This is a genomic window from Nocardia sp. NPDC055053 (genome assembly GCF_053608285.1).
In genome coordinates this window covers 78,802-89,900 of the sequence record NZ_JBSGVD010000027.1, presented here as the reverse complement: position 1 = coordinate 89,900, position 11,099 = coordinate 78,802, and the positions used below count along the sequence as shown (strand labels likewise).

General features: G+C 62.1%; 9 protein-coding genes. 2 read left to right on the top strand and 7 right to left on the bottom strand.

Translation table 11 applies throughout. The annotated features are described in order from the left end of the window. Positions 1 to 444: 444 nt before the first annotated feature. The 7 genes from ACWF82_RS24870 to ACWF82_RS24840 form a co-directional block, all read right to left on the bottom strand. Positions 445 to 1,104: a hypothetical protein gene (locus tag ACWF82_RS24870; RefSeq protein ID WP_452504841.1), complete on the bottom strand. Its 660-nt coding sequence runs from the start codon at positions 1,102 to 1,104 to the stop codon at positions 445 to 447. Next, complete coding sequence (locus tag ACWF82_RS24865; RefSeq protein ID WP_452504839.1) at positions 1,101 to 1,562, bottom strand: hypothetical protein; 462 nt, start codon at positions 1,560 to 1,562, stop codon at positions 1,101 to 1,103. The genes ACWF82_RS24870 and ACWF82_RS24865 overlap by 4 nt, the downstream gene beginning before the upstream one ends. Positions 1,563 to 1,712: 150 nt before the next feature. Beyond that, positions 1,713 to 3,008: a uracil-DNA glycosylase gene (locus ACWF82_RS24860; protein ID WP_452504838.1), complete on the bottom strand. Its 1,296-nt coding sequence runs from the start codon at positions 3,006 to 3,008 to the stop codon at positions 1,713 to 1,715. Positions 3,009 to 3,073: 65 nt separating this feature from the next. Continuing rightward, entirely contained in the window at positions 3,074 to 3,745 is a 672-nt protein-coding gene (locus ACWF82_RS24855; RefSeq protein WP_452504836.1) for a hypothetical protein, read from the bottom strand. Positions 3,746 to 3,850: 105 nt separating this feature from the next. Then, positions 3,851 to 4,192 carry a hypothetical protein gene (locus tag ACWF82_RS24850; RefSeq protein WP_452504834.1) on the bottom strand — a complete coding sequence of 114 codons (342 nt, stop codon included), beginning with the start codon at positions 4,190 to 4,192 and terminating at the stop codon, positions 3,851 to 3,853. 11 nt (positions 4,193 to 4,203) lie between these two features. Beyond that, positions 4,204 to 4,563 carry a hypothetical protein gene (locus ACWF82_RS24845; RefSeq protein WP_452504832.1) on the bottom strand — a complete coding sequence of 120 codons (360 nt, stop codon included), beginning with the start codon at positions 4,561 to 4,563 and terminating at the stop codon, positions 4,204 to 4,206. Further along, the gene (locus tag ACWF82_RS24840; protein WP_452504830.1) at positions 4,560 to 7,061 is read right to left on the bottom strand and encodes an AAA family ATPase; all 2,502 of its coding nucleotides are present in this window, start codon (positions 7,059 to 7,061) and stop codon (positions 4,560 to 4,562) included. The genes ACWF82_RS24845 and ACWF82_RS24840 overlap by 4 nt, the downstream gene beginning before the upstream one ends. A gap of 517 nt (positions 7,062 to 7,578) precedes the next feature. Between ACWF82_RS24840 and ACWF82_RS24835 the strand changes: the two genes are divergently transcribed. Together ACWF82_RS24835 and ACWF82_RS24830 are read left to right on the top strand one after the other, a co-directional pair. After that, positions 7,579 to 9,576: a type I restriction-modification system subunit M gene (locus tag ACWF82_RS24835; protein WP_452504828.1), complete on the top strand. Its 1,998-nt coding sequence runs from the start codon at positions 7,579 to 7,581 to the stop codon at positions 9,574 to 9,576. A gap of 2 nt (positions 9,577 to 9,578) precedes the next feature. Beyond that, positions 9,579 to 10,853 (top strand): restriction endonuclease subunit S, encoded by a 1,275-nt coding sequence (locus tag ACWF82_RS24830; RefSeq protein WP_452504826.1) that lies wholly within the window; start codon positions 9,579 to 9,581, stop codon positions 10,851 to 10,853. Positions 10,854 to 11,099: the final 246 nt, after the last annotated feature.

Below are 11,099 nucleotides of genomic sequence, written 5' to 3'. Positions count from 1 at the left end.
CCACACCCACCATCCCGTGGCCTGCGGCATCAACTGAACAGATCTAATCACCCCGGATTCTATTTCGGGGTGGTCGCATCATCGGGGACCGGCCAGTCACATACTACGGTCGGGTGATCGGTGGCGAGCTATCCGTCAGTAGCGAATCGACGGAGGTTCGCTTTGTCGGTCAGGACGAGTTGTCGGATCTACCTGTGCATTCCACGGTCAGGATGCGGCTCGGACATCACGCCGAGCAACGAGGCGCGCCGTACCTCGGGTAGCTGTACATGTGTGCGTGCGCGGAAACGAGCAGGTCGACCGTAATGGATCTGCCTCGGCGGCCGGACGCTCACACCTCAGCGTTGCGTCCGGCCGTCCTGCGCCGCATCTCGACGAGCACTCCTGCCGCTCGCGTGGTGCCATACCCGCGGCGCGCACAACAGATGGTTCGCACCATCGAGGCTACAAAGTCTGTTTCCAATTCCTGATGGACTGGTCTATATGGGACTGGAGTCGCTTCGCAGCACCAGTACCTGGCAGAAGCTCGGCGTAGGCTTGGCTGTCCTTCTTGGCAATTAGGCCGGATAACGTGTCAGACCCTTTTGCTGGGAAGGCCAAGGAGCACTTCTTCGAAGTCAGTTCCTGTGCAAGCCCAAGAAACCCACGTCCCACGCCGAGACCGGGGCAGCTGCTATAGTGCTTCGCTTCGATCGCGCAGATCAGCTTGGCATTGCGCGGATGCACGAATCCGAGGCGACTACGCTGTGCCTCCTGGTGGTCGAGGATCGCAACGTCGCATTCATGCGCAACCTTGGAACGACCGACAACGTATACGCCGAGATGGATCTCGATCATCTTAGGTGTATCGGCGAATTCTACCTGCGCATAACAGAAGTCGCCCGACCACAGATTTCCTGGTGACCTGCGAAATCTCAGTTGACTCGCGGGGGATGTTCCGTCGTAGGTCAGTCTTACAGTCCCGCCGGCATCGGTCGCGGCAGCGATGCAAATGGGCAGTAGGGAAGCCTCGTATAGATCGGATTCGTGGGCGCCGTTCCGGTAGATCGGAGCAAGGATGCCGATCGACTGCTCAACTGCGCGAATGAGCTCCGCCCTCTTCATCGCATTCCTCCGTGGGTTTCACGGTGAAGCAGCGAGCGCACAGCTCGAGCCGCGGCCTCCGCTGCGGCGGTCTCGGTCTCCAGATCCAGATCGGCCAACACCTCGAGTTCTGGATCACCGAACTCGATGACGTGGTCGACATCGTAGCTACTGCTGAGATCGAGCAACGCACGCCGAGTCGAGGCCATCGTCTCGGCCAGAGTGGCGAGCGCTTGACGAATCAGGTCGAGTTGTTCGTCCTCGCTATACGGGATGACGCCGATGTCGCGGTGGTCGATGGCTGGAAGCCGTTCGTCGGCGAGCGTGCTTACGCGTTGTTGGTACTGCGCATCGCGCAAGAAGTCGGTTTTGGTCGCAACACGGCCGCGTCGGACCTCCTGCTCGATTTCTGCGGCGACCCCGGGCAGGGACTGCCTGAGCAGGTCTAGCACGATCTCGTAGCTGTCGGGTGTGGTCATTGATCCCCTCCGGCGGCAGCGCATCCGGCTGCCGATCTATCCGAACCGACTTTCCGCTTCGATCCTATGTTCCCGCGGACGAGATGTATGCGGCCCCAGTCATTTTGGGTTCGCAAGTCGGAACCTCTGCAACAGGCGATGTGACAACGTTCAGTCGAGCATCGCGGCGGCCTTCGCATACGCGTTGGCGATGTCGGCCTGGCGGCGTTCTCGCTCCTCGACGTCGGGCGTCCAGAGTGCCTGCTGGCTGGTGTGATACGTCTTGATCACCTCGAGTCGGCCGGCGATGCGTGGATATTTGCGCTCGAAGCGCTGCCACGCTGTCTGGGCTGCACCGCCGTGCGCGATCACCACCTGGAGCTCGGGAAGCAGATCTATCAGTCGACGCAGGGGGCCGAGCCCGCGGTCGATCTCGCCTGATGCGGGGTTGCGATTGATGTACCAGGGATAGGTGTTCCACACCGTGAGTTCAGTGGGGCTGATACCGGCATCGGTGACGAACCCGAGATGCCGTTCGGCGGACGGGTCGTCGTTCTCGAGCGACAAGAATCCACTGCCCTTGTCCTGCTGGGTGCGTGGACCGGGATCGCGGAACACGGCCAGGATGCGTGCCTCGATGCCGCCGTAGGTGGGAGCGACATACGGCATCCATTCGCCCTGCTCGCTGCGAAGCGCGTCGACGAGCTGGTTGATCGGCGCCAGGCGATCTATGTAAATGAGGGAATGCTGGTGCCGTCGGTACTCCGGGTCACGCATGCGTCGGGCGAGGAGTACCGTCGCGGCTGGTTCAGTTTCGCTCGGCGTTTCGTCGTCAGCTTGCGCATCGGTCAACTCGGCATCAGGCGTGGCCGAATCGGTGTCCATTGCGCCGCCGTCGTCTTCGCTGGAAACGAGTGGGCACTGATCGAACATTGCGGCGTGAAGGCGGGTCAACGCATCTTCCGGATGGAACTGGCCATCGAATCGGTTTCGCAGGTACAGGTCGATGGAGTCGACCATCGCACTCGACTGGAGCACAACTTCGGGCACGGACGACGGTTTGATAGTCGTCACGAATTGCTCCCGGAGGAAGGGGAATTCACGGCGCGCGTCTGACGTGGACTGACGGATGGTGTCTCGATACATCCGTCGCTCCTCGCGCACGGACCCGGTCGAGAGGAACTCCTTGGGCGGCATCTCCGAGCCGAGTTCTCGCTGCGCATGCTCGATCGCACTGATGTGACCGACGACGGACTTCGCTGCCTGGTAGAACGCATCCTCGGTATCTTTGATCTGAGGATCCTGTGCCGTCGACGGATGGTTTCGGCGGTACCAGCGTTCCTGCCATTCTTCTTTCAGCTCACGGGCGCGTTTCCGGGCAGCGCTGAGGCGCGTCCGGGTGCTTGCCGCTACATCCGACATCTGCGCCCGCGCTGCGGACGGAGCTTGCGCGATGCGTTTCCTCAAACCCATCGTTTGGCCCTACTCTCTGTTCGAGGTCTCAGGATTCGGCATCGCCACACCGACGATAATCAGTCCCGAGCGGACACGGAGGCGTTCCGCACCGGTGCGGAACAGTCCGGGCACCAGCGGTCACGTCGAGCCAGCTCGCGGGCGCGGCCTTGGCTGTAGGTTCCGTACAGGGTGCGGTGTTCGGTGCATGTCGCGAACACATCCGGATCGACTTGATCGGCGGCGACCACACGATAGGTGGACAGTTCCGCCACGGAAATCGGCTTGCCCGCACCCGGCCGAAATGGTGTGGTCTCGATGACGCTGCCCGGCCGCCACTCGCCGGCTTTTCGCTCTGGGTCATCGGAACCGAGCCGTCGGTGTAGCACCTCGTGGACGGCTGGGCCTCTCGCCCTGTCTTCCTCGAGCCGCGCCTCCTCCTGACGGCGCCAATATGCCGCCCGTTCAGTGCTTTCGGCGACCTTGGCTGCACGGATTGCCTGCGCGGCCGGTTCGAACTCCGCAGCGAGCTCCAGCGCAAGCGAATCGGCACGGCGGCCGGTTGTGCGCTCACCGGTACTCACAGTCTGACTGATCCGGAGTGCACCGGTGGATTCGAGATCAGCAGTCCGAACAACGAACCTCCATTGTCGGGGCGCCACCTTCCGGAGATAGACCGTCACGCCTCGATCGTGATCGGTGATCGTACGGTCAGGGCGCCCGCCGAGGTCTCGTTGCACAAATTCACTCATTTGCGTTGGCTACTTTCTACATTCGCGAGATCGGCGGCGACGTCCCGTGGTCACCGACCCGGTTCGAACGTGGTCTAAGACTTGCCTGTGGTCGAGACCAGGCGGTCAGCAGGGGCCGGGGATTCGGTGGCGTTGCTGGTCGGCGATCCACCACGACAGTGCGCCGGACCCGGCGCCGATAAGGGCTCCTGGCACCGCGCCGATAATGAAGATGGGCAGGCCGGCGAACGCACCGATCGCTGCACCGATGCCTGCGCGCAGTTCCAAGGTGTCGCCAGGCATCATGCACATGGCTACCGGATGTCCGGCGGCGTCGAGACTGATGAGAATCGCGGCCGACGGGGATGCAGACGCGGGGATAGGAGGTGTCACCTCCGCCGCCGCGGGGCCGGCAGTTCCCAGGGCGATCATGGCCGAGGTGGCAAGTGCCGCAATGGTGGTCTTCATCGTTGATTCTCCTATTGCTGATGGGTTGACTTCGAGGCGATCCGCTCACGGAGCTTCTGCACGATGCCGAGCAGATGGATCACTTCCTGGTATGTCGGTGAGAGCTGGTAGGCGTGGTGGTGGCAGGCCTCCGACAGTCGCGCCCACGCATACTGCGCTTGTGTCGCCACTTCGGGGCTGTCATGGTAGGCAACCTCCAAGCAGGAGAGTCGCGCGTTGCCGCTGGCTCGGCCGGGTTCGATCCCGCGTGCTCTGAGGAGGTCGCCGATGATCTCTTCCAATGCCGTTCGCGTCAGCCAGGCACTGATCCGGTTGGTGTGTGGTGTTCGGCCCGCGACCTGGGCGGACGCAAGCGTCAGCAGGACACTCATTTGGCCGCCGCCTCGATATCGCGAACCATGCGCTGAACGTCTTTGGCCACCTGTCGAGGGTCGGTGCCTACGGCGAGCCCGTTGTGCATCTTGGAGCCGACCGTGCTCAACGCCGACTTGAGGTACTCCGCGCGTGCCCACTGGTCGAGGGCATGATTTTCCCGCGGCTCACCGAAGATGGCGAGGGCCACCTTCGACCGGGTAGTCGTGGCCGCCTCCCACTCCTTTTCGAGCGCTGTAAGTGGTTCTCCCGCACGGATATTGCGGGTGAAGTAACTGTGCCGTGCCGCTGCCTCCACCGCGAACCGCAACATCCCGGGCAGCGTGCGCCGGAGTGCTTCGTCAGGGATCTTGTTCTTCTCGTACTCCATGACGAGCCCGAACGCGTCGGACAGGTAGCGGCGGGACGGATCGGTGACTGGTGTGATGCACACCTGTGAGTCGTTGTTGCGGCTCACCTCCACGATCGTGGCGGAGAAGTTCGCGCGGCGCACTGCGGCGGGCAGCCTGTCGTCGTGGGAGAACACGATGACCTGCCGGGTCTGGGCGAGTTCGCTGAGCAGCGAAACGAGTCCGTCGACCTTGGCGGGGTCCATCGCCTGAACCGGATCGTCGAGTACGAGGAAGCGGAACGGTGATTCGGCCATAGTCGCTCGCGGAAGAAACAGGGCCAGCGCCATGGCGTGGAGTTCGCCCTGGCTCAACACGGTGAGTCCGCCTGCGGGCACGCCGTCGACCTTCGAGTCGATTCGAAGCCTGCGCCGGGTCGACGTGCCCTCCAGGACGAGGTCACCGATTTCGATGTTGCTTTCCTGCTTCAGCATTTCCCACGCGTGGATCGCTCCTTCGCGGATCGGCGCGAGCCGTTCGTTGCGCAGTCGAATGTCGTTGTCCTGCAGCCACTTCTTCGCATTGGCGAGCTGGTCGACGACCGGCTTGTCCGCGAGCCATGCCTCCCAGGCCACACCCCACGCGCGTATGCGGGCATTGAGCGGCTGCCAGTTGTCCTCACGCGCGGACACGCATTCGGCGGCGGCTTCGGTGAGCTGATCGATGGCCTCCAGCAGCGCATCGACCTCGGATTCTAGGTGATCGGCGAGTCGCAGCATGGTGGGCGCGGTGTCGCCGCGGGTGATCGATCCCCACTGGTTCCACGCGGTGCGAGCGGCGGCGACAGCCGAGTCGAGTTCGGGTACGGGGGAGCGGTCGAGGACCGGAGGCGGCGTCGACAGCATGCCCAGCGCTTCGGACTGCGCCAGCTCCACCATCTTTCGGGCCTGAGTGAGCGCGGTCAGGTGGTCGCGTTCGGCGCTGACCGCTTCTCGGCTGAGAGTCGCCCACGCGTTGTCGAGCCGCCCGCCCTGGCACACCGGGCAGCTCATGTCTCCGTGCTCAGCGTGTACCCGGAGGGCCTGTTCGAGCAGGTTCAGGGTGGCGAGCTGCTTGTCGCTGGCCGCGGCGCCGAGCTCGGCCAACGCGGTCATACTCGATCGCAAACGTTTCGCCACGGCTTTCGCATCGTCGGAGGTGACGGGAGCGCGCAGCTGTGCGAGCGCACGGAGGCCGGTCAGTGGGCCGTTCTCGGTCTCGGCGTTGTGCAGCAGCTCGCGCAGGCGAGTGAGGTCGGGCAGGGTCTTCTTCAAGAGAGGCGCAACGGCGGCGGCGCGATTGTCGTCTAACGTGGCCGCGGCGGTAGCGAGGTCGCGGCGCTGTTTGGCGAGCTCGTCGCCCGGTCCCTTGCGGGCCTTGTGCCGTACCTGAATTCGGTCGACCGCATCGGTGAGCTGCCCGACGCCGAGCACCCGCGAGATCGCGTCGTGCAGGTCGCTCGGTGCGCCGGTGAGCATGGCGCCGAGCTCGTCGTAGGACAGGATCGGCCGGAACTGTCGCAGGGGGCCGTCCCAGCCGAGGTCTGCGCGTCCGATCTGCTGTTTGCCGCCGCGACGTTGCGTGCGGGTGGTGTGCTGGTCGACATCGGCTTCGCCGTCGGCCCAGTTGATGCTCACCGTGATCGGGTCGTCGCCTTCTTCGACCAGGTGGACGGCGATCCGCGCCGTTCCGTGGTGCAGGTTGCGCCACTCATCGCGCCACTGAGTCGACTTCTTGCCGGTCCAGCGGTAGGCGCTGTCGGTCAAAGTGAGTTCGAGTGCTTCGGAGATGCTCGACTTTCCTGAGCCGTTGCGGCCGGCGACGATAGTGAGGCCTGGTTCGGGTCGCAGTGTCAACGTGGTGGTCGGGCCGATTCCGCGGAAGCCCTCGACTTCGATCGCGGTGAGGAATGTGCCGCGTGAACTATCCGGTGCGTCAGTTGAGTTCGTGGCAGAGGCAGGCAGGTCTCGCGATGAGCCACCCAGGTAGTCGTCGAGCGGCTGGTCGCCCTCGAGCGCGGTGAGGATCATCAGGCCGACTTCGTCGCTCAGTTCGGCTCGGTCGAGTTGATCGGCGATCCAGGGAATGAGATCGGTGGTGACGGGGTGTGCCTCGGCGGTGTCTGACATGCGGTGAACCCTTCTCGTACTGAACGTGATTCGGGTGAAACCTGGGAACTGAGGTCAGAGCGGGTGATCGACTGGACGGGCGACCGGTGCAGTGCTGGTATCGCTACTCAGACGCCCGGTTATTACGTCGGCTGTCGTGTCGGCGACGGCGATCGAGTGGATCCGCTCCCAGCGGATGCCCCTGTCGGGCATGACCGAGGCTGTGTACCCAGATTGCATGGTAATGAAAACATTGTCAACCAAATAATGTGGTCTTGACGAATGACGTAGCGTGACTCAAGATAGTCGTTGTATACGACGAGTTAATGGGGCGCTCCCACACGGTGCCCTGCGCCAAGCCGCATCCATCGCTGTCACGCGGGCAGCGGCAGCGATACGGTGGGACAACTCGTAGCGCGCACCGGCCTACATCGGCCCGGGGTGAGCCTGTAACGAGGTCGATCAAGTCTCCGAACTGGTGACCGTCGGCCCGCGATCGGCGTGCTCGAACCCGACAGCATTTCCTAGGAGGTAGTGAGTGGACACCGGCAAGCACAGCGAGCTGGCCAACCACGCATGGTCGGTCGCCGACCTGTTGCGCGGCGACTACAAGCAGTCCGACTACGGCAAGGTGATCCTGCCGTTCACGGTCCTGCGGCGGCTCGAATGCGTGCTGGCGCCGACCCGGGACGCGGTCGTGGCGAAGGCGGAGTCCCTGGCGGGCAAGGACATCGACGTACACAAGTTCCTCACGATGGCGGCCGGGGCGGTGTTCTACAACACCAGCGACCTGACGTTGAAGAAGATCGCCGCCGACCCGTCGTACGCGGGCAAGAACCTCCTCGCCTACATCAACTCGTTCTCCGAGAACGCGCGGGAGGTACTGGAGAAGTACGAGTTCGCCCAGCAGATCCGCAAACTCGACTCGGCGGGATTGCTGTACCAGGTGGTCGGCAAGTTCGCGGATCTGGACCTGCGGCCGGAGGTGGTGTCCAACCACCAGATGGGTTACGTCTTCGAGGAACTGATCCGGCGCTTCGCTGAACAGTCCAATGAGACCGCCGGTGAGCACTTCACACCGCGTGAAGTCATCGAGCTGGTGGTGAATCTGCTGATCGCGCCGGATGCCGACTTGCTAGGGGTGCCCGGTGTGGTGCGTCGTGTGCTCGACCCGGCCTGCGGTACTGGTGGCATGCTCAGCTCGGCGGAGGCGCACATCACAGCCTTGAATCCGCAGGCGACGGTGGACCTGTATGGGCAGGAGTTGAACCCGGAATCGTGGGCGATCTGCCGGTCCGACCTGATGATCAAGGGGGAGGACTCCGAGAACATCGTCCTCGGCAATTCGCTCGACGACAACGATGGCCACGCGAAAACCAAGTTCGACTACATGCTCGCCAATCCGCCCTTCGGCGTGGAGTGGAAGAAGATCAAGGACGATGTCGAGTGGGAGGCGGCTAATCTCGGCGAAGTCGGTCGCTATGGCGCTGGCCTGCCGCGCATCAACGACGGCTCGCTGCTTTTCCTGCAGCACATGATCTCGAAGATGAAGCCGGTCAACGCCGCCGGTGAGGGTGGTAGCCGAATCGCCATCGTCTTCAACGGTTCCCCGCTGTTCACCGGTGCCGCCGAATCCGGTGAGTCGAATATTCGCCGCTGGATCATCGAGAACGACTGGCTGGAAGCTGTTGTCGCGCTCCCGGATCAGCTCTTCTACAACACCGGAATCTCCACGTACTTCTGGATCCTCACCAACCGCAAGAAGCCCGACCATCGGGGCAAGGTGGTGCTGCTGGATGCACGCGAATACTGGGTGAAGATGCGGAAGTCGTTGGGTGACAAGCGTAAGCAGATCAGCGATGAGCAGATTCGGGAGATCACTCGGCTGTATGGGGACGCGATGATGGTGGTCGAGGATCCGACTCACCCGCTGTGCGGCAAGGTGAAGGTCTTCAACAATGAAGACTTCGGGTACCGTCGCATCACCGTGGAGCGGCCGCTAAAGCTCCGGTTCGAGCTCACCGACGAAGGTCTGGACAAGCTCGCCTCCTCTGCGCCGGTCCGCAAGCAGTATGGCGACTCCGATGCGTTCCGAGTCCTCCTCGCACCGTTGATTGGCTCCGTCTGGAAGGCGAAGGCGGATGCTGTGTCTGCCATGCGCGATGCCGTGGTCAGTGCTGGTGAAATATGGCCCAGCGGTGCGCCTTTCGTCAAGGTATTTCGTGAAGCTGTCGGGACACGCGATTTGGAGGGCGAGGTTCAGATGCTTAAGGGAGCTCCTGAGCCGGACCCCGACTTGCGCGACTTCGAGAACGTTCCGTTGGCTGAGGACATCAATGACTACCTGATCCGGGAGGTCCTGCCCCATGTCGCCGATGCCTGGATCGATCACGCCAAAACCAAGGTGGGTTATGAAATTCCGTTCACACGGCAGTTTTATTCCTACAATCCACCGAGGCTGTTGGATGTGATCGATGCGGAGCTTAGGTCGCTCGAGGTTGAAATTCAAGATCTGTTGGGGGAGGTGACCCAGTGAGTGTGGCCCGCATCAAGTACTCGTATCAACTAGTCGATCAACGCGCTGGATCTGAACAGCATCCGTTGATGGCAGTCTCGATCCATCACGGTGTTGTGCCGCGTGAATCTTTAACGGATGACCTGCCTCGAGCCGAAGATCTCAGCAACTACAAGGTGTGCGATGAAGGAGATATAGTCGTCAATCGGATGCGCGCCTTTCAGGGAGCGGTCGGAATTAGTCCAATGCGCGGACTCGTGAGTCCTGACTACCTTGTGCTACGCCCAGGAGCCGACACGGAGGCGCGCTATTTGCATCATCTTTTCCGATCGAGTTGGTTTGTAGGCGAGATGATTTCTCGCTTGCGTGGTATAGGTAATACTGAGAGCGGAGCTGTTCGTACACCGAGAATTAACGGGGAAGACCTCGGTGACATTCCTGTCGATCTGCCTGCTCTGGAGGAACAGCGCCGCATCGCCGACTTCCTCGACGCCGAAACCTCCCGCATCGACCGGTTGGTCGGGGCATCGCAACGCCTACGCGAGGGTTTGCTCGAACGCCGAGTGGCTGGTGTAATTGCTGCGGTATCTGGTCAAGACCAGGTCGAGGAGTTTCGCACTTCGAGACTCCCATGGCTTGAGGCCATTGCGGTGGAGTGGCCAGAGATTCGGTTGGGTCTGGTGGCCAAGATGGGTAGTGGCCACACGCCGAGTAGGAGTCGGCCAGAGTGGTGGCAGAACTGCACAATTCCTTGGATCACGACCGGTGAAGTTAAGCAAGTGCGGAACGATCGCCTCGAAGATTTGACGCAGACGCGGGAGATGATTAGCGAAATCGGGCTGGCTAACTCAGCTGCCGAGCTGCACCCCAAAGGCACTGTTGTGCTTTGTCGCACCGCATCGGCGGGGTACTCGGCGGTGATGGGAAGCGATATGGCGACCAGTCAGGACTTTGTTACCTGGACCTGTGGCCCGCGGCTGAACCCGTACTATCTCCTGTGGTGCCTCCGGGCGATGCGGTCCGACCTGCTCGGTCGTCTTGCCATGGGATCCACCCACAAAACTATCTACGTTCCAGATCTGCAAATGCTGAGAATCCCGCTGCCGCCAGTACACATGCAGATTCGGATTGTTGAACAGATTCGTCATCAGAACAACAGGATTGACGGTCTGGTCGACGCTGTCGATAGGAGAATTTCCCTGCTTGCCGAACGTCGACAATCTCTCATCAGTTCCGCAGTAACCGGCCAAATTGACGTAACCACCGGTTCCGGGCGGAATCTCACCCAAGGGGTATAGCGAAGAATGTCAGTCCACAGTGAACAGGTGTTTGGGGAGGCCATCGTCACGGCGATGGTGGAGAACGGCTGGGAGGAGGGGAATCCGCACGAGTACAACGCGGAGCTCGGGCTGGATGTGGGGGAGCTGTTGACCTTCATTTCGCAGACGCAGCAGGCGGAGTGGGATGACCTGGTTGCTACCTATGGGGAGGATCAGAACGAGGCTCAGAGCGGGTTCGCAAAGCGGTTGGGGCAGGAGTTGGCC

What these genes read in the sequence shown, in the direction of transcription:
- ACWF82_RS24845 (WP_452504832.1), bottom strand. Translation starts at nt 4,563, where the DNA reads ATGAGTGTCCTGCTGACGCTTGCGTCCGCCCAGGTCGCGGGCCGAACA.
- ACWF82_RS24840 (WP_452504830.1), bottom strand. Translation starts at nt 7,061, where the DNA reads ATGTCAGACACCGCCGAGGCACACCCCGTCACCACCGATCTCATTCCC.
- ACWF82_RS24855 (WP_452504836.1), bottom strand. Translation starts at nt 3,745, where the DNA reads ATGAGTGAATTTGTGCAACGAGACCTCGGCGGGCGCCCTGACCGTACG.
- ACWF82_RS24850 (WP_452504834.1), bottom strand. Translation starts at nt 4,192, where the DNA reads ATGAAGACCACCATTGCGGCACTTGCCACCTCGGCCATGATCGCCCTG.
- ACWF82_RS24870 (WP_452504841.1), bottom strand. Translation starts at nt 1,104, where the DNA reads ATGAAGAGGGCGGAGCTCATTCGCGCAGTTGAGCAGTCGATCGGCATC.
- ACWF82_RS24865 (WP_452504839.1), bottom strand. Translation starts at nt 1,562, where the DNA reads ATGACCACACCCGACAGCTACGAGATCGTGCTAGACCTGCTCAGGCAG.